25 protein-coding genes, 1 tRNA gene and 1 riboswitch are annotated in these 26,275 nt (G+C 67.3%); of the genes, 10 read left to right on the top strand and 16 right to left on the bottom strand.

What is annotated here, in order from left to right; genetic code table 11:
- Nucleotide 1: 1 nt before the first annotated feature.
- From MRB47_RS13225 to MRB47_RS13210, 4 genes are read right to left on the bottom strand one after another with little or no spacing between them, the layout of a single operon-like run.
- Nucleotides 2-931, bottom strand: coding sequence for a thiamine phosphate synthase (locus MRB47_RS13225; RefSeq protein ID WP_252100922.1), 930 nt, complete (start codon nt 929-931; stop codon nt 2-4).
- Between the two features lie 2 nt (nt 932-933).
- Nucleotides 934-1,746 carry a thiazole synthase gene (locus MRB47_RS13220; RefSeq protein WP_252100921.1) on the bottom strand — a complete coding sequence of 271 codons (813 nt, stop codon included), beginning with the start codon at nt 1,744-1,746 and terminating at the stop codon, nt 934-936.
- Between the two features lie 11 nt (nt 1,747-1,757).
- The gene (gene thiS / locus MRB47_RS13215) at nt 1,758-1,955 is read right to left on the bottom strand and encodes a sulfur carrier protein ThiS (protein WP_011805049.1); all 198 of its coding nucleotides are present in this window, start codon (nt 1,953-1,955) and stop codon (nt 1,758-1,760) included.
- Nucleotides 1,952-3,076, bottom strand: coding sequence for an FAD-dependent oxidoreductase (locus MRB47_RS13210; protein WP_252100920.1), 1,125 nt, complete (start codon nt 3,074-3,076; stop codon nt 1,952-1,954). The genes thiS and MRB47_RS13210 overlap by 4 nt, the downstream gene beginning before the upstream one ends.
- 60 nt (nt 3,077-3,136) lie before the next feature.
- A riboswitch (TPP riboswitch) is annotated at nt 3,137-3,259 on the bottom strand.
- A 109-nt stretch (nt 3,260-3,368) separates the two neighbouring features.
- Between MRB47_RS13210 and thiD the strand changes: the two genes are divergently transcribed.
- Entirely contained in the window at nt 3,369-4,220 is an 852-nt protein-coding gene (thiD, locus tag MRB47_RS13205) for a bifunctional hydroxymethylpyrimidine kinase/phosphomethylpyrimidine kinase (RefSeq protein ID WP_047351324.1), read from the top strand.
- A 67-nt stretch (nt 4,221-4,287) separates the two neighbouring features.
- Here the strand turns inward: thiD and MRB47_RS13200 are convergent, their stop codons facing one another.
- The 11 genes from MRB47_RS13200 to MRB47_RS13150 form a co-directional block, all read right to left on the bottom strand.
- Nucleotides 4,288-4,686 carry an SH3 domain-containing protein gene (locus tag MRB47_RS13200; protein ID WP_253940149.1) on the bottom strand — a complete coding sequence of 133 codons (399 nt, stop codon included), beginning with the start codon at nt 4,684-4,686 and terminating at the stop codon, nt 4,288-4,290.
- A 336-nt stretch (nt 4,687-5,022) separates the two neighbouring features.
- The gene (locus MRB47_RS13195; RefSeq protein WP_252100919.1) at nt 5,023-6,087 is read right to left on the bottom strand and encodes an NAD(P)/FAD-dependent oxidoreductase; all 1,065 of its coding nucleotides are present in this window, start codon (nt 6,085-6,087) and stop codon (nt 5,023-5,025) included.
- Nucleotides 6,088-6,112: 25 nt separating this feature from the next.
- The gene (fdxA, locus tag MRB47_RS13190; protein ID WP_011805054.1) at nt 6,113-6,436 is read right to left on the bottom strand and encodes a ferredoxin FdxA; all 324 of its coding nucleotides are present in this window, start codon (nt 6,434-6,436) and stop codon (nt 6,113-6,115) included.
- A 102-nt stretch (nt 6,437-6,538) separates the two neighbouring features.
- The gene (locus MRB47_RS13185) at nt 6,539-7,927 is read right to left on the bottom strand and encodes a sulfate adenylyltransferase subunit 1 (protein WP_252100918.1); all 1,389 of its coding nucleotides are present in this window, start codon (nt 7,925-7,927) and stop codon (nt 6,539-6,541) included.
- On the bottom strand, nt 7,927-8,859 hold the full coding sequence (cysD, locus tag MRB47_RS13180) for a sulfate adenylyltransferase subunit CysD (protein WP_252100917.1): 933 nt from the start codon (nt 8,857-8,859) through the stop codon (nt 7,927-7,929). The genes MRB47_RS13185 and cysD overlap by 1 nt, the downstream gene beginning before the upstream one ends.
- Before the next feature lie 61 nt (nt 8,860-8,920).
- Nucleotides 8,921-9,562 carry a phosphoadenosine phosphosulfate reductase family protein gene (locus tag MRB47_RS13175; RefSeq protein ID WP_015913441.1) on the bottom strand — a complete coding sequence of 214 codons (642 nt, stop codon included), beginning with the start codon at nt 9,560-9,562 and terminating at the stop codon, nt 8,921-8,923.
- Complete coding sequence (locus MRB47_RS13170) at nt 9,559-9,954, bottom strand: DUF934 domain-containing protein (protein ID WP_088886600.1); 396 nt, start codon at nt 9,952-9,954, stop codon at nt 9,559-9,561. Before MRB47_RS13170 ends, MRB47_RS13175 begins: the two co-directional genes overlap by 4 nt.
- A gap of 25 nt (nt 9,955-9,979) precedes the next feature.
- Nucleotides 9,980-11,767, bottom strand: a complete 1,788-nt coding sequence (locus tag MRB47_RS13165) for a nitrite/sulfite reductase (protein ID WP_011805059.1) — start codon at nt 11,765-11,767, stop codon at nt 9,980-9,982.
- Nucleotides 11,768-11,920: 153 nt separating this feature from the next.
- Entirely contained in the window at nt 11,921-13,840 is a 1,920-nt protein-coding gene (mnmC, locus tag MRB47_RS13160) for an FAD-dependent 5-carboxymethylaminomethyl-2-thiouridine(34) oxidoreductase MnmC (protein WP_252100916.1), read from the bottom strand.
- 36 nt (nt 13,841-13,876) lie between these two features.
- Nucleotides 13,877-14,542, bottom strand: a complete 666-nt coding sequence (locus MRB47_RS13155) for a trimeric intracellular cation channel family protein (RefSeq protein ID WP_252100915.1) — start codon at nt 14,540-14,542, stop codon at nt 13,877-13,879.
- Between the two features lie 220 nt (nt 14,543-14,762).
- Complete coding sequence (locus MRB47_RS13150) at nt 14,763-15,035, bottom strand: oxidative damage protection protein (protein ID WP_011805062.1); 273 nt, start codon at nt 15,033-15,035, stop codon at nt 14,763-14,765.
- A 138-nt stretch (nt 15,036-15,173) separates the two neighbouring features.
- Here MRB47_RS13150 and MRB47_RS13145 point away from each other — a divergent pair, with 138 nt between their 5' ends.
- The 5 genes from MRB47_RS13145 (at nt 15,174) to MRB47_RS20010 (ending at nt 19,135) form a co-directional block, all read left to right on the top strand.
- Nucleotides 15,174-16,193, top strand: coding sequence for a sulfate ABC transporter substrate-binding protein (locus MRB47_RS13145; RefSeq protein ID WP_252100914.1), 1,020 nt, complete (start codon nt 15,174-15,176; stop codon nt 16,191-16,193).
- Between the two features lie 210 nt (nt 16,194-16,403).
- Nucleotides 16,404-17,093: a glutathione S-transferase family protein gene (locus MRB47_RS13140; RefSeq protein ID WP_252100913.1), complete on the top strand. Its 690-nt coding sequence runs from the start codon at nt 16,404-16,406 to the stop codon at nt 17,091-17,093.
- A gap of 43 nt (nt 17,094-17,136) precedes the next feature.
- A complete protein-coding gene (locus tag MRB47_RS13135) occupies nt 17,137-18,603 on the top strand; it encodes a cryptochrome/photolyase family protein (protein WP_252100912.1) in 1,467 nt (488 codons plus the stop codon).
- Nucleotides 18,604-18,716: 113 nt separating this feature from the next.
- Nucleotides 18,717-18,806: transfer RNA gene (locus MRB47_RS13130), tRNA-Ser, on the top strand.
- A 113-nt stretch (nt 18,807-18,919) separates the two neighbouring features.
- Nucleotides 18,920-19,135 (top strand): DUF6538 domain-containing protein, encoded by a 216-nt coding sequence (locus tag MRB47_RS20010; RefSeq protein ID WP_411275695.1) that lies wholly within the window; start codon nt 18,920-18,922, stop codon nt 19,133-19,135.
- Nucleotides 19,136-19,425: 290 nt separating this feature from the next.
- Here MRB47_RS20010 and fabI read toward each other — a convergent pair whose 3' ends face one another.
- Nucleotides 19,426-20,226: an enoyl-ACP reductase FabI gene (gene fabI, locus MRB47_RS13125; RefSeq protein ID WP_015913435.1), complete on the bottom strand. Its 801-nt coding sequence runs from the start codon at nt 20,224-20,226 to the stop codon at nt 19,426-19,428.
- A gap of 89 nt (nt 20,227-20,315) precedes the next feature.
- Between fabI and MRB47_RS13120 the strand changes: the two genes are divergently transcribed.
- The 4 genes from MRB47_RS13120 to MRB47_RS13105 are packed head-to-tail and all read left to right on the top strand — an operon-like array spanning nt 20,316 to nt 25,995.
- Complete coding sequence (locus MRB47_RS13120; protein ID WP_252100911.1) at nt 20,316-22,190, top strand: extracellular solute-binding protein; 1,875 nt, start codon at nt 20,316-20,318, stop codon at nt 22,188-22,190.
- Between the two features lie 7 nt (nt 22,191-22,197).
- Complete coding sequence (locus MRB47_RS13115) at nt 22,198-23,235, top strand: microcin C ABC transporter permease YejB (protein ID WP_196995475.1); 1,038 nt, start codon at nt 22,198-22,200, stop codon at nt 23,233-23,235.
- A gap of 3 nt (nt 23,236-23,238) precedes the next feature.
- A complete protein-coding gene (locus MRB47_RS13110) occupies nt 23,239-24,336 on the top strand; it encodes an ABC transporter permease (protein WP_252100910.1) in 1,098 nt (365 codons plus the stop codon).
- A gap of 21 nt (nt 24,337-24,357) precedes the next feature.
- A complete protein-coding gene (locus MRB47_RS13105) occupies nt 24,358-25,995 on the top strand; it encodes an ABC transporter ATP-binding protein (RefSeq protein WP_252100909.1) in 1,638 nt (545 codons plus the stop codon).
- The last annotated feature ends 280 nt before the right edge of the window (nt 25,996-26,275 follow it).

The following is a 26,275-nucleotide window of genomic DNA, read 5'->3' as shown; positions in this document are numbered from 1 at the left end:
GCTATCGCCTGCCGGCGTCCATGGCCCGCATGAGCTGCGCCGCAGCGGCTTCCGGCTGATCGGCCGCCACCACGGCGCGCACCACGGCGATCGACCCCACTCCGGTGGCCAGCACTTGCGGGAACTGGGCCAGGCCAATGCCGCCGATGGCAACCAGCGGATAGCCGCGCATCAGCCGGGCATAGCCCGTCAGCCGTGCCACGCCCTGGGGCACTGTGGCCATTTTCTTGAGCGTGGTGGGGAACACCGCGCCCATGGCGATGTAGCTGGGGCTGGCCGCGTCAGCGCGCACCATCTCGGCATAGCCATGCGTGCTCACGCCCAGGCGCACCCCGGACTCGCGCAGCGTGCGCAGCTCTTCGGGGCTCAGCGCATCCAGATCCTCCTGGCCCAGGTGCACGCCATAGGCCCCGGCCGCGATGGCCTGGCGCCAATGGTCGTTGATGAACAGCAGCGAAGCGGTGCCTTGCACGGCCTGCACTGCGGCGCGTACCTCGCGCGTGATGGCCGCAGGGTCGTCACTTTTGAAGCGCAGCTGCACCGTCGGCACGCCGGCCTGCGCCATGCGGCCCACCCATTGGGCATCGGGCAATACGGCGTAGAGACCCAGGTTCTGTGGGCAGGCTTTAAAGGGGTGCGCATGGGGGCGCGGCTGCAGTCCGAAGTCTGCGGGCTCGTCGGGCCACTGCGCCGGGTCGAAGCGGCCGGTGCGCCGCGTCTGCGCAGCCCAGGCACGGGCCAGGCAGTCTGCGTCATGGGCGATGAAACCCAGGGCGCAGCAGGCCGCAAGGGCTGCGCGGTACACGGGGTCTTCCACGGTTGTCGCCGGCATCGGCTGGGGCGGGAAGCCCGCGAACGCCGACGCATGGTGCTGGCGGATGGCTTGCTCCATGGCGGCTGCAGAAGGCAATGGCGCGGCGGCTTGCGGCATGCTCAGCCCTGCGCGTGGTGCCAGAACGGCGTGCCCAGCACGGGCGTGCTGGGTTGCGCCGCCTCCTGCGGCGTCATCGCGCCGGCCATGCGGGCGGCGCGGCCTGCGGCGACGGCATCGGCAAAGGCGCCGGCCATCTGCACGGGGTCGGTCGCCAGGGCCACGGCCGTGTTGAGCAGCACGCCGTCGTAACCCCATTCCATCACCTGGCAGGCGTGGGACGGCAGGCCGAGGCCGGCGTCCACGAGCAGCGGCACGTCCAGGCGCTCGCGCAGCAGCTGCAGGCCATAGGGGTTCACCGGGCCGCGGCCCGTGCCGATGGGCGCCGCCCACGGCATGACGGCTTGGCAGCCCACGTCCACCAGGCGCTGGCACAGCACCAGGTCTTCAGTGCAGTAGGGCAGCACGTAGAAGCCTTCGCGGACCAGTTGCTCGGCTGCCTGCACCAGGTTCAGCGTATCGGGCTGCAGCGTGTAGTCGTCGCCGATCAGCTCCAGCTTGATCCAGGGGGTCTCGAAGACTGCACGCGCCATATGGGCGGTGGTGATGGCTTCCTGCAGGCTATGGCAGCCGGCGGTGTTGGGCAGCACCGGCACCTGCAGGCGCTTGAGCAGCTCCCAGAAGCTGCTGCCGGATTCGGCCGGGTTGCTGCCCTGGCGGCGCAGCGATGCGGTGAGCATCGCGGGCCGCGCGCGCTGCACGGCGGCCTCCAGCACGGCGGGAGACGGGTAGCGCGCGGTGCCCAGCAGCAGGCGGCTCTGGAACGCCTGGCCGTAGAGCACCAGCGTGTCGGGGGAGGATGTAGGACTGTTCATGAGCAATGGTTTCAACCGCCGGTGACCGGCGCAATGATTTCGATCTGGTCGCCGGACTGCAGGGCGTGCGCGGCATAGCGGGCACTGGGCACGAACTGCAGGTTCACGGCCACGGCAAACGGTGGCTGGGGGGCCAGGTGGGCCACGGCGTCGGCGACGGTGGCGCCATCGGGCAGTTGCACGGCGTTTTGGTTGATGAATACGTTCATGTGTGCAGCGCAGCTTCGCGGTCGAGCTGCAGCGAGAGGTCGAATCCAGGGGCGAGCTCGGATTGTCCCGTGTTCAGCACCTGCATGACTACATCGAGCATGGCCGGCGCGATCATGAAGCCGTGGCGGTACAAACCGTTGACCTCCAGCACGCGATCCTGCACTACGCGCACCGCGGGCAGGTTGTCGGGCAGGGTGGGGCGGCAGTGGGTGGAGATCTCTAGGATACGCGCCTCGGCAAAGCCCGGATGTACGGCGTAGGCGGCGCTCAGCAGCTCCAGCGTGGAGCGCACGCTGGCGGGCGACATGTCGTCGGATTCGATCTCGGTCGCGCCGATGACGAACACGTGGTTCTCCTTCGGTGCGATGTAGATCGGGTAGCGGGGGTGCACGATGCGCGTGGGGCGCTGCAGCGTCACGTCGGGCGCGTGCAGGCGTACCACCTCGCCGCGCAGCCCGCGCAGTTGCGGCCATTGCGCACGCGCGCCCAGGCCCCGGCAGTCCAGCACCCAGTCGGGCTGGCCGGCCTGGCCGGGAGTGAAGTCGGCCGGCCGGCGCGCGCTGCCCCAATGCGTGACCACGCCCAACTGGTCCATGGTGGCGGCCAGCGCGGCCAGTGCCTGGCGGTTGTCCAATTGGCCCTCGCCGGGCAGGTACAGGCCCTGGTGGAAGCGCTGTGCGGCCGTGGGTTCCAGTGCAGCCACGCCGGCGCTGTCCAGCGCCTGCATGCGCGGCAGTCCGGGCACCAGGCCTTGGGTCTGCTCGAACTTCAGGCGCATGCGCGCGGCTTCGGGTGCGTCCTGGCGGTGCCACAGGATCAGCGTGCCGTCATGTTGGAAGTACACCGGTGCGGCCAGCGGTGCCAGCAGCTCAGGCCAGCGCGCCAGCGAGTGCACGCCCATGCGCACCACGCCGGGCTCGGCCACGATGGATTCGGCCAGGGGGGCCACCATGGCGGCGGCCACGTAGGCTGCGGCGCCTTCGGCGGCGCGGGTGCCTGCCTCGTGCACCTCAACGGCGTGGCCCTGGCGGGCGAGTTCGACGGCCAGCAGGCGGCCCATGAGGCCCGCGCCCAAGATGGTGACGCGGGAGGAGGAGCGAAGGGTGGGGAAAGTGTGCATCGTGTCCGTGATGAAAGGCCAGGCCAAACAACCAAAGGACAAAACGGGAGCGCGCGGCGCGCCGATGCTGTTGAAACTCCCCACGCCAGCATGACCTGGATCGGGTGCTTAGGGTATTTCTCAGTCGCCTGCCGCTTTCGTCAACACGTTCTTAGTGCGGCGGGGACACCCCTGTTTCGTCCGTGGCCGGCATTACAGCACAGGGGTGGTGCCCCTGTTGTTGACGTGGCGCAGGCTCTGGCGTTGCCGCGGCTGCGTTGAATGCGCTGCGGCTTGGCCGATAATTTTTGCCATGAACCAAGAGACACAGACGCCCGGCGGTGGCCGGCGCTATGCGCGCGTGTTGACCATCGCGGGCTCGGACAGCGGCGGCGGCGCGGGCATACAGGCCGACCTGAAGACCTTCAGTGCCCTGGGCTGCTACGGCATGACCGCGATCACCGCCATCACCGCGCAGAACACGCGCGGCGTGACGGGCATCCACGGCATTCCGCCCGAGATGCTGCGCGCACAGATCGACGCCGTGGTCGAGGACATCGGCGTGGATGCGGTGAAGATCGGCATGCTGCATTCGCCCGAGGTGGTGCAGGTGGTGGCCGACGCGATTCTTCGCCATGGCTTGCCCAACGTGGTGCTGGACCCGGTGATGGTCGCCACCAGCGGCGACCGGCTGATTGCCGAGGAGACCGTGGGCACGCTGGTGCGCGCGCTGTTCCCGCTGGCCGCCGTGGTCACCCCCAACCTGGACGAGGCCGGCTGGCTGCTGGGCCGCGCCATTGCCGACGAAAGCGCGCTGGACGCGGCCGCCACCGACCTGCTGGCGCTGGGCGCGCGCGCGGTGCTGCTCAAGGGCGGGCACCTGCCGGGCGACCGGGTGGTGGATGTGCTGGCCCTGCCTGGCGACGAGCGCCACCGCCTGGAAGCTGCGCGCATCGTCACGCACAACGGCCACGGCACGGGCTGCACCTTGTCGTCGGCGATCGCTGCGCACCTCGCATTGGGCCAGCCGCTGGCGCAGGCGGTGCGGTTGGCTCGCCAGTACATTCTGGGCGCGATCGCTGCCGGGGCCGATGTGCGCACCGGTCACGGCCACGGGCCGCTCAACCATGGCTATGCGCCGGTGGCGCAGCGTGTGATCGAGTAACGGGCGGCTGAGGGAGCGCCGGGCACCGCGCGCGCCACAGGCCCACACCGCCGCGGCACCCGAAATATCACCAGCCCCAGGTCAGGCGCCGGGCCACCCAGCCCTTTTGCCCGTCTTCGCGCTGCACCCGGGCCCAGCTACCCGACTGGCCCAGGCTGCGCACCACCTCATGCTGCTGCAGCTTGCCCACGGTCTTGTGCTGCTGGCCGGGGCCGGCGCGCAGGTTGGCGACGCGTGCCGTCACCACGCGGTGCGGCGTCTTGCTGGTCAGCGGCGCATACACCCAGCCGAGCGGCTCCTCGAAATCCCGCACTTGGAGCCACCGGCCCTTGCGCTGCTGCACCTGCAGCGGATAGCCCCGACCCAGCTCCCACAGCGTCGCCGAGCGGGTGCTGGGCTTCTCGCGTACGTTGACCGCATTGCCCTTGATGCTGACGAAATCGCGCGCCTGCACGCCGGCGGGCATGAGCAGGGGCAGGGCCAGCGTGGCGGCGGCCAGGGCTTTGGACAGGATGCGATGCGGCAGGGGCAGTGCGAAGGGCACGGGGTGATCTCCTTGGAGTTGGAACTGAGGGATGACAACCCCCAGGTGGAGGGCCGCCCGCGTGCGAAGTTCCGGCCGTTTCAGGCGCGAACCGATGGCCGAAACGTCAATTGCTATGAAAAATATAGCTGCCAGCGCACTATACAAGCTATTCTGAGACAGTTTTCTATTTGGAAACAAGGCAGAAAGAGCGCTGCAAGCTCCTGCTTCAATAGCGCCCCGCGCATGCCGCAGGGCGCGCCGCGCCGTCGCCGCAGGTCAGCGGGCCGGGGCGACGCCCAGCCGGGCTTGCAGCCGTTCGCTGCTGGTGGTGTATTCCAGGGGCAGCTTGTGGCCCGCCTGCCGTTCAGCCTCGGCGAAGGCGGCGAGGGTGGCTTCGTGGAAGCCGCACAGGATCAGCTTGCGCTTGCCGGGGTAGGTGTTGATGTCGCCGACGGCGTAGATGCCGGGGACGCTGGTGGCGAAAGTGGCCGTGTCCACGGTCAGCTGCTTGCGGTCCATCGCCAGGCCCCAGTCGGCAATGGGCCCCAGGCGGGGAGAGATGCCCAGGTAGGCCAGCAACAGGTCCAGCGGCTGGCGCTGTGGCTCGCCTTGCGGGTCCAGCAGGGCCAGCGCCTGCAGGGTGCCGTCGGGCGCGGTCTCCACGCCCGTGATCTGGCCGATCACGACCTGGATGCGGCCCGCCTCGCGCAGTGCCTGCAGTTGCGCCAGCAGCGCGGGCGCGGCCTGGAAGGCATCGCGCCGGTGCAGCAGCAGCACCTGCGCGGCAGCGTCCACGCAGTCCAGCGCCGCCTGCACGGCCGCCTCGTCGCCGCCATGTACCACCACGCGCTTGCCGGTCGCGGCACGGGTGGCCGTAGCGGCGTCAGGGTGGTAGAGCAACTGGCCGGGGGCCAGCGCCTCTACCCCCTCGGCCTTGATGGCGCGCGGCACGAAGGCGCCCACGCCCGCGGCAATGAAGATGCTGCGCGCCAGCAGCGCGGTGCCGGCGGTGGTGGTGAGCAGAATACGTCCGTCGGCCTGCGCGGCCAGCGCGTGGACCTGCTGGCCCAGGTGCAGCGTGGGGGCGAAAGGGGCGATCTGCCGCTGCAGCAGTTCCACGAGCCCCAGGCCCGTGCACACAGGGATGCCGGGAATGTCGTAGATGGGTTTGTCGGGATACAGCTCGGCGCACTGGCCACCCACATGGGGCAGCGCATCAACCAGGTGCGCCGCGATGCCCTGCAGCCCGAGCTGGAAGACCTGGAACAGCCCCACCGGCCCGGCGCCGATCACCACGGCGTCCGCGGCCTGGGGCGTCGGGCTGCTGGGGGATGGGTGCATGCGGGGCGTGGCGGGAGCGCGGGAGTCAGCGCTCCAGCTGGTCCAGCTTGCCGGGCTTGCCGTTCCAGTCGTCAGCGTCAGGCAGCGCTGCCTTGCGCTTGGTGATGCTCTTGAACTTGGGCGTCAGCTCGGCGTTGATCTTGATGAAGGCCAGCTGGTCGCTGGGCAGGTCTTCCTCGGCAAAGATGGCGTTGGCCGGGCATTCAGGGATGCACACGGCGCAGTCGATGCACTCGTCGGGGTCGATCACGAGGAAGTTGGGGCCTTCGCGGAAGCAGTCCACGGGGCACACATCCACGCAATCGGTGTATTTGCACTTGATGCAGTTTTCGGTGACGACGTGAGTCATGAGTAGTTGTGTTCTGGTATGGGGTTAGCCCGCGATTTTAGGCCGACCGCCGCCTCAGCAGGCCAGCCAACCATGCCTGAGGCGCGGAAACCTTAACGTTGATCAAGCTTTTGGGGCCGGTGCGTTCACCAGCACGGCGCCCGCCGTCTTGTGGCTGGCGGTGTCGACCAGGATGAGCGAACCGAGCACGCGGCTGCGCGCGAACGGCGCCGCGGGCAGGGGTTCCTGCAGCAGCAGCTCCACATGGCCGATGGCATTGGGCTCCAGCTGGGTGGCGTCTTCCTCGGCCAGGGTGTTGATGTCCAGGCGGTGAACCACGCGGCGCACCTTGACCTTGACCCAGCGGTGGCCGTGCAGCGCCCAGTACACGCGGCCCGCCACCAGCGGCTCGTCGTCCATCCACGCGACGGTGGCGGTGATCTCGCGCTGGCCGGGCCATGCGGGCACGGCGGCGGGGGTGTCGAAGTCGTCCTCGGCCGCGGCAGCGGGTGCAGGCGCAGCCACGATCCAGTCGCCGCGCGAGACGTCCACCTCGCGGTCGAGGGTGATGCCCGCGCTCTGGCCCGCGGCCACGCCGGTGGCGCGGCGCGCATGGTCCAGGACCTGCGCCACCTGCGCCAGCTGGCCGCTGGGGAAGATGGCGACCTGCGCACCCGGCTGCACGCGGCCCGTGCCCACCCGGCCCCAGAACACGCGGCGCCCCTGCGAAGTGTCGGACGAGGAAGAAAATTTCTCCACCCACTGCACCGGGAAGGCCAGGGGCAGGCCGGCGTCGGGCGGGGTGTTGGGCAGCCGCTCCAGGATCTGCAGCAGGCTCGGGCCCGCGTAGTCGCACCAGCCGGGCTTGGCGTCTACCACGTTCCAGCCCTTGAGCGCCGACACCGGCACCACGCCCGCCACGGCGATGCCCGCGTGCCGGGCGAACTGCTCCAGCGCGGCACGGATGTGGCGGTAGGCGAGCTGTGGGTCCGCCACCGCGTCGAGCTTGTTCACAGCGAACACCAGCGAATGCACGCGCAGCAGATGCACCAGCAGGCTGTGGCGGCGCGTTTGCGGCAGCAGCGTCAGCTGGGGGTTCTGCCAGTCGAGCTTGGTAGCGTCCACCAGCACTACGGCGGCGTCGGCCTGGGAGGCGGCGGTGACCATGTTGCGCGTGTACTGCTCGTGGCCGGGCGCGTCGCCGATGATGAACTTGCGCGCCTCGGTGGCGAAGTAGCGGTAGGCCACGTCGATGGTGATGCCCTGCTCGCGCTCGGCACTGAGGCCGTCGGTCAGCAGCGCCAGGTCGGTCTCTCCGCCGCGCTGCACGCCGGCCAGGTGGTCCTGCAGCACGGCGCGGCTGTCCACCAGCAGGCGGCCGATCAGCGTGCTCTTGCCATCGTCCACGCTGCCGCAGGTGATGAAGCGCAGCGCGGAAATGTGATCATTTGTGCCGCTAGCGCTTTCTGGTTGTGCGCTGGAAGCTATTGAATTGATAGTGGCGGTGGTCATCAGAAATACCCGTCTTTCTTGCGCTTTTCCATCGAGGCGTCGCTGGTCTTGTCGTCCATGCGCGTGGCGCCGCGCTCGCTGACCTCGGCGGCCAGGGTCTCGATCACGATTTCGCCAGCCGTGGCGGCCAGGCTTTCCACCGGGCAGGTGCAGGTGATGTCGCCCACGGTGCGAAAGCGCACGGTGCGCGTCTGCACCGCTTCGCCGTCCTTCGGGGGCGTGAGCGGCGTGACGGGCACCAGCAGGCCGCGGCGCTCCACCACTTCACGCGGGTGGGCGTAGTACAGCGATGGCAGGGCGACCTGCTCGCGCTCGATGTACTGCCACACGTCCAGCTCGGTCCAGTTGCTGATGGGAAAGACGCGGAAATGCTCGCCGGGGGTCAGGCGGGTGTTGAACAGCGTCCACAGCTCGGGGCGCTGCGCCTTGGGCTGCCATTGGCCGAAGCTGTCGCGGTGGGAAAAGATGCGCTCCTTGGCGCGCGCCTTCTCCTCGTCCCGGCGCGCACCGCCGATCAAGGCGTCGAAGCGAAACTCCTCAATCGCTTCGAGCAGCGTGACGGACTGGTGCACGTTGCGCGATTCGCCGGGGTGGGCCAGGCGCACGGTGCCGCGCGCCATCGAATCCTCGACGCTGCGCACGATGAGTTCGGCGCCCAGTTCCTTCGCGCGGAAGTCGCGGAAGTCGGTCACCTCGGGGAAGTTGTGCCCCGTGTCGATCATCAGCAGCGGGTAGGGAATGCGGCCCGCGCCGAAGGCCTTCTCGGCGCACTTGAGCATGACCAGCGAGTCCTTGCCGCCCGAGAACAGCAGGGCGGGGCGCTCGAAGGCCGCGGCCACCTCGCGCAGGATGAAGATGGTTTCTTCTTCCAGCGCGTCCAGGTGGCGGTTGCTGAGCTGGTTGAGCACTTGGGAGTCAACACGGGCGTTCATTCGATGTTCCAGTCAAATCTGGCTCCAGCGCTTGTGGGGCAAGCGCAGGCAGCTATCGTTTTTAGTGGGCCAGGTGCAGGCCGCATTCGCGGTTGTCTTCGCCCTTGGTGGGGTCCACGTAGTCAAAGTTGTTGGGCAGGCCGTGCTGCTGGCAGTACTCGTGCAGCTGTTTGGACGACCAGTGCAATAGCGGCGCGACCTTGATCAGGCCGTCGGGGTTGATGCTCACGGGCTCCATCTGCGCGCGCACGGCGGTGTCGGTGGCGCGCAGCGCGGTGAACCACACCCGGGGTGCCGTTTCGCGCAGGGCGCGGGCGAAGGGTTCGAGCTTCACCTCTTCGGTGAACGCGGCGTGGCGCGGGTCGTCCAGCGCGGGCGTCGGGCCTTCGACGGCCTCGCGGTGGGCGCGCGAGCGGCGCGGCAGGTAGATCTTCAGGTTGAGCCCCAGCTGCTTCGTCACCGCGTCGGCAAAGCGGTAGGTGGCCTCGGTGTTGTAGCCGTTGTCCATCCAGACCACGGGCACGCCCGGCTGCACGCGGGTGACCAGGTGCAGGATCACGGCCTCGAATGGGCGGAAGTTGGTGGTGACGATGGGTGTCTGGCCCAAGCCCAGCGCCCAGGCCACCAGCGCGGCGGCATCGTGGCCGTGCTCGGCGTTGACGCGGGCGAGTTCGGCGGCGCTGACCGCCGTAGCGGTGCTCATGCGGCCTCCCGGGCGAACAGCGGGCGCGGCTCCAGCACGTCGCCCTGGTAGAAGGCGGCATAGCGCGCGAACTGGCGCTCGGCCGCGGCCGGGTCCACGCCGGGCGCCAGCACCGCGCTGCTGAAGCCGCTGCGGTGCATGTGCACCAGCTGGTCGATCAGTACGTCGCCCGTGGCGCGGATGTCGCCCGCAAAGCGGTAGCGGCGGCGCAGCAGCAGGGCCTGGCTGTAGGCGCGGCCGTCGGTGAACTTGGGGAACTGCAGCTCGATGCGCTGCACGCCCTCCAGCGCGCCTTCGGCGGCCAGCGCGGCCAGGTCGGCGTCGTTGGTGATCTGCAGGGTTTTGAGGTCGTCAGCGCCCAGGGATAAAGCGCCAGCAGCTATGATTTTCATAGTATTCAAGGTCTTTCGGGTGGGGTCAGGCCACGGCCTCTTCAGCCGCCTTGGGGTGGCGCGCACCATTGGCGGCGGCCTTGAAGGGGTCCTGGCCCACGCGGCGCAGGGTGTCGATGAACAGCTCGTTGCCCTTGCGCAGCGCGCGGTAGGTGTCCAGCAGCGCCTCGATCACGTCGGGCACTTCGGCGGCCGAGAACGACGGGCCGACCACCTTGCCGCCGATGGCCGGGCCGGACAGCTGCGTGCCGTCGGAGCCGCCCAGCGTGATCTGGTACCACTCCTTGCCGTCCTTGTCCACGCCCAGGATGCCGATGTGGCCGCTGTGGTGGTGGCCGCAGCTGTTGATGCAGCCGCTCATGTGCAGGTCGATGGGGCCGATGTCGAACAGCTCGTCCAGGTCCTGGTAGCGCTCGGTGATGGCCGCGGCGATGGGCAGCGAACGCGCGTTGGCCAGCGAGCAGAAGTCGCCGCCCGGGCAGGCGATCATGTCCGTCAGCAGGCCGATGTTGGGCTGCGCCAGGCCCAGCTTGCGCGCGGCCTCGTACAGCGCGGGCAGGTCGGCTTCGTGCACCCAGGGCAGCAGCAGGTTCTGCTCGTGCGTCAGGCGCGCCTCGCCGGCGCTGAACTGGTCGGCCAGTTGGGCCAGGGCGTCCAGCGTGTCGCCGTCGGCGTCGCCGGGCGCAAAGCCCACGCGCTTGAACGACAGTGTCACCGCCTTCAGCCCCGCCATGCGGTGGCCGCGCACGTTCTGCTGCAGCCAGCGCTGGTACAGCTGGCCGGAGGTGTTCACGCCATGCGGGCGGCCGGCGGGCCGCAGCGGTGGCACGACGAAATGGCCGGTCACGCGGTCCAGCTCGGCCTGGGTGATGGTGTGCGGGGCGCCGTCCTGCTCCAGGATGGCGCGGTATTCGGCCTCCACCGCGTCGATGAACTGCTGGCCTTCGCTCTTGACCAGGATCTTGATGCGCGCCTTCCACTTGTTGTCGCGGCGGCCGTAGCTGTTGTACACGCGCACGATGGCTTCGATGTAGTTCAGCAGCTGGTCCCACGGTAGAAATTCACGCACCACGGTGCCGATGACGGGCGTGCGCCCCATGCCGCCGCCCACCTTGACGGCAAAGCCCACCTCGCCAGCCGCGTTCTTCAGCGCTTGCAGGCCGATGTCATACCAGCCGGTGGCGGCACGGTCTTCCGCGGCGCCGTTGAAGGCGATCTTGAACTTGCGCGGCAGGTAGGTGAACTCGGGGTGCAGCGAACTCCACTGGCGCGTGATCTCGGCGAATGGCCGGGTGTCCACGATCTCGTCCTCGGCGATGCCGGCGTAGGCCTCGCAGGTGATGTTGCGGATGTCGTTGCCGCTGGTCTGGATGCCGTGCATGTGCACGCTGGCCAGCAGGTCCATCACGTCGGCCGCGCGGGTGATGGGAATCCAGTTGAACTGCACGTTGGTGCGCGTGGTGAAGTGGCCGTAGCCGTAGCGCAGCGGGGGCGCGGCCAGTGTCAGGCCCGGCTGGGCAGCCTGCAGCTGGTCCTGCGTGGCCTGGGCATGGGCCAGCAGCTCGGGCGTGGGGCGGTCGTATTCGCGGGCGATGTGGGCCAGCATGCGCAGCTGGGTGCTATTGATATCGCCATAGGGCACGGCGATGCGGGCCATGGGCGCGTAGCGCTGGATGTACCAGCCGTTTTGCAGCCGCAGGGGCAGCAGTTGCTCGTCGGTCAACTCGCCGCGCTGCCAGCGTTCGAGCTGATCGCGGAATTGCTGGGCGCGCAGGTGGACGAACTGGCGGTCGAATTCGGTGTACTGGTACATGGCAGGGCCGTGGGCGTTTCAACACAGGTGCCGCCGGGCCCCGAATGGCGCCCGCAGCATCGATGGGCGCACTTTAAAAGTCTGTCTTATAAAGACAAACTATTTTTTAATGCTTCATATATTCCGTTATTTGTATATGAAATGCGTGTCGGTTCACTGTGGCTCATACCCTAGCCAGCGCTCGCTGCTCAACGCGCGCGCCAGAGGGGCGTCCAGCGGCAGGGGCTCACTGTGCAGCCGCGCGGCGATCAGTTCGCCGCACAGCAATGACAGCGTGAGCCCGCGCGCGCCCATGGCAGTGCACAGCCACAGGCCGGGCTGGCGCACCGGGTCCACCGGCCCCACGATGGGGCGGCGGTCCAGCGCGCCGCAGCGCACGGCCGCCCAGGTGCGCACGGGGCCGTCCGGCGCGGTGGCGGCCTGGGTGAAGGCGGCGTCCATGGCAGCGCCCAGGGGGGGCAGCAGCGCGTGCAGTTTGGCCTGATTGGTGGCCAAGCCCTTGGTGTGGTCGTCAGGGCTGGGGGGCAGGGCGGTCTTCAGGCGCTCGAACGTGGAGCCCAGCACCCAGCCTGCGCCGCCCTGCAGCGGCACACGGGGCACCAGGTTGCCGTTGCCATTGAGCGGCTGGGGCGGCCAGGGGGCGCCCGCGGGGGCCTGGGCATGCAGGCCCCAGGCCAACTGGCCGCGCAGCGGATTCATGGGCCAATGCGCGTGCGTGAGCGGGCCGGTGTGGTGCCCGGCGCAAACCACGGCAAGTTCCGCCTCGGCCAGGACGCGCCCTTCGGCGTCCAGTGCCTGCCAGAGGGGCTGGCCGTCGACGGTGGTGCGGCGCAACTCCGCCACCGCCGCGCTGCCGCGCCAGCGGATGGCCGGGTCGTTCAGCAGGTGGGCGATGAGCTGGGGCGGGCGTACCCAGCCCGCGTGCTCGTGCCAGCAGGCCACCGTGTCTGCCGATAAGCCGTTGGCCTGCAGTTGTGCGGGTGTTGCGGGGCGACTCCAGTCCAGGCCAGGCCCGTCGCTCCAGGCCAATCCTGTGGTGCCGTCCACACGGTGCTCCAGCGTGCCGCACGCGCTCCAGTCGGTGCCGCGCGTCTCGGCTGGAAGCTGCGCCAGCGTATTCAGCGTGGTGCGTACCCCCGCGCGCGACAGGCGCGAGATCAAGTTGTCGTCCTGCGAGACATTGGGCGCGAACACCCCCGCCGGCAGGCCGGATGCACCGGCGGCAGGGTGATCGGCCCGGTCCAGCACCTGGACCTGCCAGCCACGGTGCGCCAGGCTGGCCGCCACGGCGGCGCCCGCCAGTCCTGCGCCCACCACCAGGCAGCGGGCCGGGGCGGCCACCGTGGCGTCTGGCAGCACGGGCTGGCCGGCGCGTGGCTCCCAACGGGGCGCGTAGGTGGCCTGCAGGTTGTCGCGCTTGGGGCGGACACCCGGCACCTTCTGCACCTCGAAGCCGCACTGCACCAGCCCGTCCCGCACGCCGCGCGCCACCGTCCACGTCGCCAGGCGGGTGCCGCGACGGCAGCAGCGCGCCACGGCCTTGAGGGTGTGGATGTCCCACATTTGCGGGTTGTGCTGGGGGTCGAAGCCGTCCAGGTACACCGAATCCGCCGTGGGCTGCTGCTGCCTCAGCAGGGCTTGCGCGTCACCGATGTACAGCGTGAGCAGCACCTGCCCGCCGTCGAACGAGAGCCGGTGCACGCCCGGCAGCAAGCCCCAGTACTGCGCCGCCAACTGCTGGGCCAGCGATTGCAGTGTGGAATCGATGGGCGCGGCGCGCAGCAGATCGGCCGCGCTCACGGGCCAGGCCTCGCAAGAAACGAAGTGCAGCCGCTGTGGCCGGTGGGGGTCGGCGCGCCAGGCAGCCCAGGTCACGAGGAAATTCAGGCCCAGGCCGAAGCCGGTTTCCAGCACGCGCCACTGCGGCTGGTTCTGCCAGGCCTGGGGCAGGCCGCAGCCGGCGAGAAATGTGCCGCGGGCTTGTTCCAGGCCGCCTTGCTCGCTGTGGTACCGGTCTGAGAAGCGCGGGCTGTAGGGCGTGCCGTCTTCCAGCCATTCAATCGGTTCGGACATGGTGTTGGGAGGCGCGAAAAGATTACAGAAACAGTGTCATTCCCAGCGCTGCTGGTACGAGAACACCGGCAGGCGCCAGTGGTAGTGCAGTGCCAGCAGCCGCAGCGCCAGGCCGACGGCGAAACACACCAAAGTGCTGAGGTTGTTTTCCACTTCCATCGTGCGCAGTCCCAGGAACAGCAGGCACACGGCCAGGGATACGCTGGCGTACAGCTCGCGCCGAAAGACCACGGGCACCTGGTTGCACAGCACGTCGCGCAGGATGCCGCCGCTGATGCCCGTGAGCATGCCGGACATCACCACCACCACGGGCGGGTAGCCCAGTTCCAGGGCCACGTTGCATCCGATCAGCGAGAACGCGATCAGCCCCATGGCGTCCAGCAGCAGGAACACGCGCTTGATCCGGTGCAGGTAGCGCGCCACCACCGTCGTCAGCAGGCCTGCGGAGATCACCAGGTACACGTATTCCGGGTGCTGTGTCCAGCCGATCGGGTAGTGGCCCAGCACCATGTCACGGATGGTGCCGCCGCCCAGCGCGGTCACAAAGGCGATCACGCTGACACCGAAGATGTCCATGTTGCGCCGGCCTGCGGCCAGCGCGCCAGACATGGCCTCGGCCGTGATGGCCACAAGGTAGATCACCAGCAGGGTGGTGAACTGTGAGAACTGGAACGAGTCCAGCAATGACACCGACGGCAACATGAATATCTCCTCAGGGAGCCGGGCCTGGGCCGCCTGCCAGGCGCCGTGGGCTACAACGGCAACGCCCCCGCCACAGTGATGCGACGGGGGCGACTGCAAAGAGGCGCTGCTTCAGCGCAGCGCTGCGTTATGCGCCGGGCGGGACGCAGCCAGCCTCAGCGTCTGCGCCGCGCCAAAGAAGTGGCTTTAGCGAAACCGCTTCTTGCAGCGCTGCACTGCGTTACGCGCTGGGCGGCACATAACCCGCCGCAGCGTCTGCGCCGCTGCCGAAGAAGTGGTTTTCCATCTGGCGGGCGAGGTATTGGCGGGCGCGCGCGTCGGCCAGGTTCAGGCGGTTCTCGTTGACCAGCATGGTCTGGTGCTTGATCCAGTCGGCCCAGGCTTGCTTGCTAACGTTGTCATAGATGCGTTTGCCCAGATCACCGGGGTAGGGCGCAAAGTCGAGGCCTTCGGCTTCCTTGCCGAGCTTGATGCAGTGGACGGTACGTGCCATGGAGCGATTCCTTGCTGAAACTTCAGACGTCAATGGAATAACGAACTGAAATCTTATTGGTTTGGATTTTGAAGGGCGACTTCCAGAATGCCTTGCATCGGTGAACCGCACCGACGCACCCTGCAACGAAAGCCCTTCATGAACAATCGCCGCGACTTTATCAAGTTTCCCCTGGCCACCTCCCTGACGGCGGTCATGTCCCTGACGTCTTTGCCGTCGTTCGCCCAGCCCGCGCAGTTCCTCAACGTGTCCTACGACCCCACGCGTGAACTCTATGTGGCCTACAACCAGGCCTTCGCGCGCCACTGGAAGGCCAAGACGGGGCAGGAAGTGCAGTTCAAACAGTCGCACGGCGGCTCGGGCAAGCAGGCGCGTTCGATCATCGATGGTATCGACGCCGACGTGGCTACGCTGGCCCTGGGCGGAGACGTGGATGCGCTAGCCCAGCACGGCCTGCTGGCACCCGCCTGGCAAAAGCGCCTCCCGCACAACTCGGCGCCCTATACCTCCACCATCGTGTTCTTGGTGAAGAAGGGCAACCCCAAGGGCGTGAAGGATTGGGATGACTTGGTCAAGCCCGGCGTGCAAGTCATCACACCCAACCCCAAGACCAGCGGCGGGGCGCGCTGGAACTATCTTGCTGCCTGGGAATTCGCCAAGCGCAAGTACGGCAGCGACACTCAAGCCAAGGATTTCGTGTCCAAGCTCTACAAGAACGTGCCGGTACTCGACACGGGGGCCCGCGGCTCGACCATCACCTTCGTGCAGCGCGGTGTGGGCGACGTGCTGCTGGCCTGGGAGAACGAGGCGTTTCTTGCGCTCAAGGAGTTCGGCAAGGACAAGTTCGAGATCGTCGTGCCATCGCTGTCCATCCTGGCCGAACCCACAGTGGCGGTGGTGGACAAGGTGGTGGATAAAAAGGGCACGCGCGCGCTGGCGGAGGAGTACCTTGCCTACCTCTATTCCGACGAGGGGCAGGACATTGCTGGAAAGAACTTCTACCGTCCAACCAGCGAGAAGGCCAAGGCCCAGTACGACAAGCAATTCCCCAAGCTCACACTGGCCACCATCGACCAGGCTTTCGGTGGCTGGGCCAAGGCCAATCGGGAGCATTTTGCGGACGGCGCACTGTTTGACCAGATCTACAGCCGGCGTTGATCCGTCTTTGGATGAAAATCGGCGCTAAGCGTTGATGAGTAAGCGCTATAAGCTATCAAAAATATAGTTTGCAAAGCGCCCCGCGCTCCTTTGGCGAAGTGAGGGACGTGGGTCCGGGCCTCGGCGCGAGGGACAGCACACCCATGGCGGGGCACGCCGTGCCGCGGCAGGCGCCAACCCTTCGCGCGCGACTGCACTACCATGCCGCCCATGCTGACCGTTCACCACCTGGAAACCTCGCGCTCCCAGCGCATTCTGTGGCTGCTGGAAGAACTGGGCGTGCCCTACGACATCCGCCGTTACTCGCGTGACCCCGCGACCAAGCTGGCGCCCCCAGAGCTCAAGCGGGTGCACCCGCTGGGCAAGTCGCCCGTCATCACCGAAGGCGACATGGTGGTGGCCGAATCTGGCGCCATCATCGAGTATCTGGCCGAGCGCTACGGCGCACAGGCGCCGGCGGATCTGGCCCATCTGGAACCCGCGCGCGGCACGGCAGAACATCGCCAGTGCAGGTTCTGGATGCACTACGCCGAGGGGTCCCTGATGAATTGGCTGGTGATGAAGCTGGTGTTCGACACCATTGCGCGCCAGCCCATGCCGTTTTTTGTGCGCCCCATCGCGCGCACCCTGTGCGCCAAAGTGCAGCAAAGACTCATCGGCCCGAACGTGCAAACCGCCCTGGCCTTCATGGATGCGCACCTGGCCCAGCACGACTGGTTCGCCGGGGGCCACCTGACCATGGCCGACTTTCAGATGAGCTTTGCCGTGGAGGCGGCCCTCGCGCGCGGGGGCGACGAAACGGCCTGGCCGCACCTGGTGGCCTACCGCCAGCGGATGCGGGCGCGTCCGGCCTACCAGCGGGCGCTGGAGCAGGGCGGCCCCGTGGTGATGCAGGCCTGAGGGGCACTGCCGCGCCGTCAGCCAGACCAGTCCTTCCCGTCCCATGCCAGCCAGCGCCCTTGTGTGGCTGCGGCGCGATCTGCGCTGCCATGACCACGCCGCCCTGTACCACGCACTGCGCCGTTTCGAACGCGTGTACTGCGTCTTCGTCTTTGACACCGACATCCTTGATGCGCTGCCGACCCGGTGCGACCGGCGCGTGGAGTTCATTCACGCCAGCGTGTGCGCATTGGATGAGGACCTGCGCGCGCTGGCGGCGCGCAGCGGCGCCCCCGGTGGCGGCCTGATCGTGCGCCACGGTACAGCGGTGCAGTGCATCGTGCAATTGGCCCGCAGCCTGGGCGTGCGCGAAGTGCTGGCCAATCGCGACTACGAACCTGCAGCCCTGGCCCGCGACCGACGGGTGGCAGACGGCCTGGCGGCGTGTGGCATCGCGTTCAGCGACTACAAGGACCAGGTGCTGCTGGAGCAGGGCGAGGTGCTGAACCAGCAGGGCCAGCCCTACAGCGTCTTCACGCCATACAAACGCACTTGGCTGCAGAAGCTGGATGCCTTCCAGACCAAGCCTTATCCCGTGGAGCGCCACGCACAGCACCTGGCCGTACCCCCGGCGGGGGAGCGGCTGCCCACGCTGGCGGACCTGGGTTTCGTGCCCACCAACCTGGCTGATTTGCAGTTGCCTGTGGGTTCGCGTGGCGCGCAGCAGTTGCTGCAGGATTTCCTGCCGCGCATGGCGGCTTACAAGCTGGCGCGCGACTTTCCTGGGCGCAAAGGCGTGTCCTACCTGTCGGTGCATCTGCGCTTTGGCACCGTGTCCATCCGCCAACTGGCCTCACTGGCTGCGCGACAGGCCGCGCAAGGCTGCGAAGGCGCGCAGACCTGGCTGTCCGAACTGGCGTGGCGCGACTTCTATTTCATGATTCTGTGGCACCACCCGCACGTGGTCACCCAGGCATTTCGCCCCGAGTACGACCGCGTCCAGTGGGATGACGCGCCTGAGTACTGGCAGGCATGGTGCACGGCGCGCACTGGCTATCCGGTGGTCGACGCCGCCATGCGCCAACTGCTGCAGACGGGCTACATGCACAACCGGCTGCGCATGGTGGTGGCGAGCTTTTTGACCAAGGATTTGGGTATCGATTGGCGCCGTGGCGAGCGCTTCTTTGCCCAGCACCTGAACGACTACGACCTGGCTGCCAACAATGGCGGCTGGCAATGGGCGGCGTCAACCGGCTGCGACGCTCAGCCCTGGTTTCGCATCTTCAATCCGGTCGCGCAGTCGCAGAAGTTTGACCCCGACGGCAGGTTTATCCGCCGCTATCTCCCAGAGCTGGCGTGTGTTCCTGATAAGCACCTCCATTTCCCTGCAGGCATGAAGCCGCTGGAATTGCAGGCCTGTGGGTTGCGTTTAGGCATCGACTATCCAGTGCCGGTAGTGGACCATGCCAGAGCACGGGAGCGTGCTCTGATGCGGTTCCATTTCTTAGGTCGCCCGCGAGAGGCATCCTGAAAGGCGGGGAACCGGGATGTCCCATCTTGGGATCCATGAGGAAGCATGTTTTTTCGAGGGAACAGTCAGATCTTTGAAAAAGTGTCTGTGCATCATCTATAATGGAGGGCTTCGGAGAGGTGGATGAGCGGTTTAAGTCGCACGCCTGGAAAGCGTGTGTGGGCTAATCCCCACCGCGGGTTCGAATCCCGCCCTCTCCGCCAGTCGTTCCAAGGGTTAGCAGGTACTCATCTGCTAACCCTTTTTCGTTGCGGCTCCTCTGAGAACGAGCCCCGCAGCAGAGGTAGCGCCCCGGCAAACCGTGTAAGGTTACCGTGTGAACCAAGCTACCGTGACCCGATTCCCCGGTGTACATCGCCGCGCCGATTCCGGCATCTACCAATTCGGCCTCCGTGCCCCGCAAGACCTACTCGCCCACTTCCCCAGTGGGTGGGCGATCCGTGCCTCGCTCAAGACCTCTGACCTCAAGGAGGCCAACGCCAAAGCAAAAGCGCTCCATGCCGAATGGAGTGGCATGTGCAACTCAAGCTGAACAATCTGTTCGACCACCGCTATATCGTGGCGGGCATGGCAGTTCGCCGAACTTGAACCTGCCGTGTGCCCCGCGTTCGGCGCAGGTGGTGGCACGCTACCGATTTTGAGATCCAGGCCCCGGGGCCATGCCCGCAGGAGTCTTGGCGCGCCGACGAAGGCTCGATCATGGGCAACCAGCGGTCCTGAAAGTCCGCGCACAGACCGAAACGAACAACGGGCCTTGCAGGCCCGTTGGTTCTTCAAGCAAGGGCGGTGTGGCGCACCCACTCCGCAGTCATTGCCGCAGGCTCACACCTGGTCTGCCGAAAGCCCGGCGGTTTGGCTGAAGCCGCCGTCCACATAGGTGATCTCGGCGGTCACGCCGCTGGCCAGGTCGGACAGCAGGAACGCGGCCACGTTGCCCACGTCTTCGATCGTCACGTTGCGACGCAGCGGGGCGGCGTCAGCCACGCGGCCCAGCAGCTTGCCGAAGTCCTTGATGCCGCTGGCGGCCAGGGTCTTGATGGGGCCCGCGCTGATGCCGTTGGCACGGATGCAGCGGCCGTCTTCAGTGCGGCCCACGGCTTCGGCCAGGTAGCGCACGCTAGCTTCCAGGCTCGCCTTGGCCAGGCCCATGGTGTTGTAGTTGGGAATGGAGCGCAGGGCGCCCAGGTACGACAGCGTCAGCAGCGACGATTTGTCGTTCAGATAGGGCAGGGCCGCCTTGGCCATGGCCGGGAAGCTGTAGGCACTGATGTCGTGGGCCACCTTGAAGGCTTCGCGAGAGAGGCCTTCCAGGAAGTTGCCGGCGATGGCCTCGCGCGGAGCAAAGCCGATGGAGTGCACGAAGCCGTCGAACTTGCCCCAGGCGGCGCCGATGTCGGCAAACAATTTGTCGATCTGCGCGTCGTCGGCCACGTCGCAGTCAAAGACCAGCTTGGAGTCGAATTCGGCGGCGAACTCGGTGATGCGGTCCTTGAAGCGCTCGCCCACGTAGCTGAAGGCCAGTTCCGCGCCTTGTTGGTGGCAGGCCCTGGCGATGCCGTACGCGATCGAGCGATTGGACAGCACGCCCGTGATGAGCAGCTTCTTGCCGGCGAGAAAACCCATTGTTGTTCTCCTGAAATGCGATGTGCGAAGGGAAATGGCAAGCGTGGCGCGGGGGCTTGCGGGCCGCTTGCGTGGTGCAGAATTGTCGCATGCGGTTCTGGCGTATCTGTTTATTGATCGGTTGGCTGGGAGGGAGCAGCGTGGCGGGCGGGGCGGCCTGGGCCGCGCATGCCTACGCGATGTGGGGGGCGCCCGCGCTGGCGGCCGACTTCGCGCACTTCCCCTACGTCAACCCACAGGCGCCCAAGGGCGGCGAACTGCGCCTGGTGAGCAATCTGCGCACCTCCACCTTCGACAAGTACAACCCATTCACGATCCGCGGCAACGCGCCGGCCTACCTGTCGGCGCTGATGTTCGACTCGCTGCTCACCGGCTCGCTGGACGAAACGGCCACCGGCTATGGACTGCTGGCCGAGGATGTGGCGGTGGCGCCGGATGGCCTGTCGGCCACCTTCAGGCTGCGGCCCGAGGCGCGCTTTCACAACGGCAAGCCGGTGCTGGCCCAGGATGTAAAGCACAGTTTCGACACCCTGATGGGCCCTTACACCTCACCGGGCTACAAAACACTGCTGATCGAAGTGGCTGGTGTGGATGTGCTGGACGACCGCACCGTGCGCTACCGCTTCAAGGCGCCCAACCGCGAACTGCCGCTCACCGTCGGGGGGCTACCCGTGTTCAGCCGCGACTGGGGGCTGGGCGCCGACGGCAAGCCCAAGCCCTTCGACCAGGTGGTGATGGACATCCCCATCGGCAGCGGACCGTACAAGATCGGCCCCGTCAACTTCGGCAAGGACATCACCTATGTGCGCGACCCCCAGTATTGGGCGCGCGACCTGCCCGTGCGCAAGGGGACGGCCAACTTTGACCGTGTGCTGGTCAAGATCTACAAGGACAACACTGCGCGGCTGGAGGCGCTGAAGGCCGGCGAGTTCGATCTGATGCGGTTTTTCAGTGCGGGCGACTGGGCGCGGCGGGTCAACGGCCGCAAGTTCGACACGGGTGAGCTGGTCAAGGGCGAGTTCGCCAACAAGCTGCCCTCGGGCTTCCAGAGCTACGTATTGAACACGCGCCGCCCGCTGCTGCAGGACCCCCGCGTTAGAGAGGCCCTGGGGCTGGCGTTCGACTTTGAGTGGATGAGTCGCCAGCTTTTCTATGGTGCTTATCAGCGCGTGCGCGGCATCTTCGGCAACACCATGTGCGAGACCCACGGCATGCCCACGCCGCAGGAGCTGGCGCTGCTGGAGCCCTGGCGCAAGGATCTGCCCCCCGCGGTCTTCGGCCCCATGTTCGAGCCGCCCACCACCGACGGCGCCACCACGCTGCGCGACAACCTGCGTCGCGCACAGGCGCTGCTCCAGGAGGCGGGCTGGCAGGTGCAGGATGGCGTGCTGCGCAACGCCAGGGGCCAGGCCATGGTGCTGGAATACATGGACAGCAGCGAAGGCGGCGTGCGCACGTTGTCCTCGTGGATGCGCAACCTGCAAAAGCTCGGCATCACCCTCAAGTTCCGCTCGGTGGACTTCGCGCTGTACCAGCAGCGCCTGCAGAAGTTCGACTTCGACATCACCACCATTGCCTACCAGGGCACCAACAACCCGGGGCAGGAGTTTGCCGACCTGTTCGGCAGCGCGGCGGCAGACCAGGAAGACTCGGGCAATTTCCCCGGCGTAAAGAGCCCGGCCGTGGACGCAATGATCCGTGCCATGGTCTCCGCCAAGACGCAGGAACAGATGTTGCCCGCGTGCCATGCGCTGGACCGCATCATTGCGCACGGCCACTACCTCATTCCGCAGTGGTCCGCGGGCACCCATCGCATGGTCTACAACGCCTGGCGCCTGGACCGGCCCGAAGTGGTGCCGCCGTATTCGACCGGAGAGATGTGGGCGGTGGATACGTGGTGGGCCCGTTCGCCTGCGTTGACCGCCGAGACCGCGCCCAAGGCCGCGACGCCGCGCAAGGACTGAAACCGCCATGTTCGCCTACATCCTCAAGCGCATCCTGCTCATGCTGCCCACGCTGTTGGGCGTGTTGCTGTTGACCTTTGTCGTGATCCAGTTCGTGCCGGGCGGTCCGGTGGAGCAGTACCTGGCCGAGGCCAAGGCCGGCGCTGCCGGCATGGGCGGGGGCGGCGAGGGCGGCGGCATGGCCTATCGCGGCGCGCAGGGCGTCGATCCCAAGCGGCTGGAGCAGATCAAGCAGCTCTATGGCTTTGACAAGCCGGCGCATGAGCGCTTCTTCCAGATGCTGGGCCAGTTCGCGCGCTTCGACCTGGGGCGCAGCTTCTTTCAGAACAAGGACGTGTGGCAACTCGTGAAGGAGAAGCTGCCCGTGTCCGTCAGCCTGGGGTTGTGGACCTTCTTCATCAGCTACCTCGTGGCGGTGCCGCTGGGTGTGGCCAAGGCGGTGCGCGCCGGCTCGCGCTTTGACTTCGTCACCACGCTCATCATCCTGGTGGGCTACGCGATTCCGGGTTTCGTACTCGGCGTGGCGCTGCTGGTGATCTTTGGCGGGCAGTTGCAATGGTTCCCGCTGCGCGGGCTGACCTCGGCCAACTGGGACGAGCTGGGCCTGTGGGCCAAGGTGACGGACTATCTGTGGCATATCGCGCTGCCCGTCACGGCCATGGTGGCCGGCAGCTTTGCGGTGACCGCGATGCTGACCAAGAACGCCTTCCTGGAAGAGATCCGCAAGCAATATGTGCTCACCGCGCGTGCCAAGGGATTGACCGACCGGCAGGTGCTCTACAAGCACGTGTTTCGCAATGCGCTGATTCCCATCATCACGGGCTTTCCATCCGCCTTCATCGGCGCGTTCTTCGCGGGCTCGCTGCTCATAGAGACGCTGTTCTCGCTCGACGGCCTGGGCCTTCTGTCCTATGAGAGCGTGATCCGTCGCGACTACCCCGTGGTGTTGGGCACGCTGTACCTGTTCACGCTGATCGGGCTGGTGACCAAGCTCATCAGCGACCTGTGCTACGTGTGGGTGGATCCCCGCGTCAAGTTTGATTGAAAAATGGCTCCAACGCCCGACCATCAAGCGCTAGCAGCTATTGATTCGGTAGCTAATGGGGCGCCTGCAGCGTCCGTTGCCGCCTCGGCGTCACCCAGTCGGCGCGCTTGGCAGCGCTTTCGTGCCAACCGCCTGGGGTTCTGGAGCCTGCTGGTGTTCTGCGCGCTGGTCGTGGTCAGCCTGGGGGCAGAACTGGTCAGCAACGACCGGCCCCTGGTCGTGCGCTATGAGGGGCAGACGTATTTCCCGTTGTTCAACGATTACCCCGAGACGACTTTCGGCGGAGACTTCCAGACGCCCACCGACTACCTCGACCCCTTCATTCGCGAGCGGCTGTCCCAGGGGGATAACTGGGCGCTGTACACGCTCAACCGCTACGGGCCCGACACCCTGAACTACTTCGCGAAGGAACCCAACCCCTCGGGCCCGTCGCGCGACAACTGGCTGGGCACGGACGACCGCGGGCGTGACCTGCTGGCGCAACTGATCTACGGCTTTCGCGTGAGCGTGTTGTTCGGTATTGCCCTCACCGTGGTGGGCGTGGCACTGGGCGTGGCGGCGGGGGCGGTACAGGGCTTCTTCGGCGGCAAGACCGACCTGGCTTTCCAGCGCTTCATCGAGATCTGGGGCTCCATGCCCGAGCTGTACCTGCTCATCATCTTCAGCGCCGTGTTCGCGCCCAGCATCGGGTTGCTGCTGGTATTGCTCAGCCTGTTCGGCTGGATGGGGCTGTCGGACTATGTGCGCGCCGAATTCCTGCGCAACCGGCAACTGGACTATGTGAAGGCCGCGCGGGCGCTGGGCGTGTCCAACGGCCAGATCATCCGCCGCCACATCCTGCCCAACAGCATGACGCCGGTGGTGACCTTTCTGCCGTTTCGCATGGGTGCGGCGATCCTGGCGCTGACGTCGCTGGACTTCCTGGGCCTGGGCGTTCCGCCCGGCACCCCCAGCCTGGGCGAGCTGCTATCGCAGGGCAAGAACAACATCGACGCGTGGTGGATCTCCATCTTCACCTTCGGGGTGCTGGTCACCACGCTGCTGCTGCTCACCTTCATGGGCGATGCGCTGCGCGACGCGCTGGACCCCCGCAAGAACTGAGGCATCGTGAACCCTTCTGCCATGCGCGCTGCGCCCCCCCTGTCTCCCTCGTCCGCGCCGCTGCTGCAGGTGCGGGACCTGCGGGTGCGCTTCGGCGCCAAGCAGGTGGTGCATGGGGTGAGCTTCGACATGGCCCCGGGCGAAAAGCTCGCGCTGGTGGGTGAATCCGGCTCGGGCAAAACAGTGACCGCGCTGGCGCTGCTGCGCCTGACGGGCGATGCGCAATTGGAGGGGAGCGCGCTGATGCACGGGCGCGACCTGCTCCAACTGCCTGAGCGCGAACTGCGCGGCGTGCGCGGCGGCGATATCGCCATGGTGTTCCAGGAGCCCATGACGGCGCTGAACCCGCTGATGACGATTGGCGACCAGGTGGCCGAGGTCTTGGTGCTAAAACAGGCCCTGAGCAAGGCGCAGAGCGCGCAAGCAGCTATCGAACTGCTAGCGAGTACCGGCATCCCCGAGCCGGCGCGGCGCGCGGGCAGTTTTCCGCACCAGCTTTCGGGCGGGCAGCGCCAGCGCGCCATGATCGCCATGGCCCTGGCCAGCCGACCGAAGCTGTTGTTGGCCGACGAGCCCACCACCGCGCTGGACGTGACGCTGCGCGGCCAGATTCTGGACCTGCTGTCCGACCTGCAGCGCCAGACGGGCATGGCCGTGCTGCTCATCACGCACGACCTGCTGCTGGTGCGCCGCTTTGCCGATCGCGTGGCCGTCATGGAGCAGGGCGCCGTGGTGGAGCAGGGTACCGTCGCCCAGGTGTTCGACGCACCGCAGCATGCCTACACGCGCAAGCTGATCGGCAGTACGCCGCGGCGGGACGTGGTGGAAGGCGATGCCGACGGCGACGCCGTGCCCGCCGCGCAGGCAAGCGGCCTGCGCGTGGCCTACCCCGTGCCGGTGCCGGGCATCCGCGGCTGGTTTGCCAAGGGCGAATTCGTGGCCGTGAAGGATGCGGGCTTTCGCATTGCGCAGGCGCGCACGCTGGGGGTCGTGGGCGAATCGGGCTCGGGCAAGTCCACGCTGGCCCAGGCGCTGCTGGGCCTGCTGCCGTCGCGCGGTGACCTGCAGGTGGCTGGCCAGGCCTGGCAGCAGCCCGCCCACCGCAACACCGCGCACAACCAGCAGCTGCGCCGGCAGGTGCAGGTGGTGTTCCAGGACCCGTTCTCGTCCCTGTCGCCGCGCATGACCGTGGAGGAGATCGTGGGCGAGGGCCTGCGCGTGCACATGCCTGCGCTGGACGTGGCCGCGCGCCGCACGCGCGTGGCCGCCATGCTGGCCGAGGTGGGCCTGACGGACGCGCAATTCCCCGGCCTGCTGGCGCGCTACCCGCATGAATTCTCGGGCGGCCAGCGCCAGCGCCTGGCCATTGCGCGCGCGCTCATCGTCGAGCCGCAGGTGCTGGTGCTGGACGAGCCCACCAGCGCGCTTGACGTCACCATCCAGCAGCAGGTGCTGAGCCTGCTGCAGCGCCTGCAGAAGGAGCGGGCGCTGTCGTACCTGCTCATCACGCACGACGTGGCGGTGGTGCGCGCCATGGCGCATGAGGTCATCGTCATGAAGGACGGCGAGGTGGTGGAAAGCGGCAGCGTGCACCAGGTGCTGGATGCCCCGCGCCACGCCTACACGCAACGGCTGGTGCAGGCCGCGCAGCCGGTCTGACCTGCCCGGCGGCGGGTCGCGCAGCAGGGTGTGCGGGGCCGTGGGCGACTACCGCGTTTGGTGTAGGACACGGGCGCGATCTGCTTGCATGTCCGTTGGCCGGTAGCTCTGCTATTCATAGCGTTGAATTTCGATTTCATGTGCCTGTCCGGTGTTTTGCAGCGCACATGGCGGCTCCCGCTTTTCTGGCGATTTCATACATCAGGCAACACACCTGACACTTGGCTGCCAGGTGCCGCGGGGTGCCGCTCTCACAATGCGCCCCGGGGCGGTCAGGCTG

The sequence above is a fragment of the Diaphorobacter sp. LI3 genome (assembly GCF_022807955.1).
In the GTDB taxonomy this organism is placed as follows: Bacteria; Pseudomonadota; Gammaproteobacteria; order Burkholderiales; family Burkholderiaceae_C; genus Diaphorobacter; species Diaphorobacter nitroreducens.
This window is presented reverse-complemented; position numbering and strand designations above follow the sequence as displayed.

Bases quoted from the DNA above. Each gene is read 5' to 3' on its own strand.
- MRB47_RS13225 (WP_252100922.1), bottom strand. From the start codon at position 931: ATGCCGCAAGCCGCCGCGCCATTGCCTTCTGCAGCCGCCATGGAGCAA.
- MRB47_RS13220 (WP_252100921.1), bottom strand. From the start codon at position 1,746: ATGAACAGTCCTACATCCTCCCCCGACACGCTGGTGCTCTACGGCCAG.
- thiS (WP_011805049.1), bottom strand. From the start codon at position 1,955: ATGAACGTATTCATCAACCAAAACGCCGTGCAACTGCCCGATGGCGCC.
- MRB47_RS13210 (WP_252100920.1), bottom strand. From the start codon at position 3,076: ATGCACACTTTCCCCACCCTTCGCTCCTCCTCCCGCGTCACCATCTTG.
- thiD (WP_047351324.1), top strand. From the start codon at position 3,369: ATGAACCAAGAGACACAGACGCCCGGCGGTGGCCGGCGCTATGCGCGC.
- MRB47_RS13200 (WP_253940149.1), bottom strand. From the start codon at position 4,686: ATGCCCGCCGGCGTGCAGGCGCGCGATTTCGTCAGCATCAAGGGCAAT.
- MRB47_RS13195 (WP_252100919.1), bottom strand. From the start codon at position 6,087: ATGCACCCATCCCCCAGCAGCCCGACGCCCCAGGCCGCGGACGCCGTG.
- fdxA (WP_011805054.1), bottom strand. From the start codon at position 6,436: ATGACTCACGTCGTCACCGAAAACTGCATCAAGTGCAAATACACCGAT.
- MRB47_RS13185 (WP_252100918.1), bottom strand. From the start codon at position 7,927: ATGACCACCGCCACTATCAATTCAATAGCTTCCAGCGCACAACCAGAA.
- cysD (WP_252100917.1), bottom strand. From the start codon at position 8,859: ATGAACGCCCGTGTTGACTCCCAAGTGCTCAACCAGCTCAGCAACCGC.
- MRB47_RS13175 (WP_015913441.1), bottom strand. From the start codon at position 9,562: ATGAGCACCGCTACGGCGGTCAGCGCCGCCGAACTCGCCCGCGTCAAC.
- MRB47_RS13170 (WP_088886600.1), bottom strand. From the start codon at position 9,954: ATGAAAATCATAGCTGCTGGCGCTTTATCCCTGGGCGCTGACGACCTC.
- MRB47_RS13165 (WP_011805059.1), bottom strand. From the start codon at position 11,767: ATGTACCAGTACACCGAATTCGACCGCCAGTTCGTCCACCTGCGCGCC.
- mnmC (WP_252100916.1), bottom strand. From the start codon at position 13,840: ATGTCCGAACCGATTGAATGGCTGGAAGACGGCACGCCCTACAGCCCG.
- MRB47_RS13155 (WP_252100915.1), bottom strand. From the start codon at position 14,542: ATGTTGCCGTCGGTGTCATTGCTGGACTCGTTCCAGTTCTCACAGTTC.
- MRB47_RS13150 (WP_011805062.1), bottom strand. From the start codon at position 15,035: ATGGCACGTACCGTCCACTGCATCAAGCTCGGCAAGGAAGCCGAAGGC.
- MRB47_RS13145 (WP_252100914.1), top strand. From the start codon at position 15,174: ATGAACAATCGCCGCGACTTTATCAAGTTTCCCCTGGCCACCTCCCTG.
- MRB47_RS13140 (WP_252100913.1), top strand. From the start codon at position 16,404: ATGCTGACCGTTCACCACCTGGAAACCTCGCGCTCCCAGCGCATTCTG.
- MRB47_RS13135 (WP_252100912.1), top strand. From the start codon at position 17,137: ATGCCAGCCAGCGCCCTTGTGTGGCTGCGGCGCGATCTGCGCTGCCAT.
- fabI (WP_015913435.1), bottom strand. From the start codon at position 20,226: ATGGGTTTTCTCGCCGGCAAGAAGCTGCTCATCACGGGCGTGCTGTCC.
- MRB47_RS13120 (WP_252100911.1), top strand. From the start codon at position 20,316: ATGCGGTTCTGGCGTATCTGTTTATTGATCGGTTGGCTGGGAGGGAGC.
- MRB47_RS13115 (WP_196995475.1), top strand. From the start codon at position 22,198: ATGTTCGCCTACATCCTCAAGCGCATCCTGCTCATGCTGCCCACGCTG.
- MRB47_RS13110 (WP_252100910.1), top strand. From the start codon at position 23,239: ATGGCTCCAACGCCCGACCATCAAGCGCTAGCAGCTATTGATTCGGTA.
- MRB47_RS13105 (WP_252100909.1), top strand. From the start codon at position 24,358: ATGCGCGCTGCGCCCCCCCTGTCTCCCTCGTCCGCGCCGCTGCTGCAG.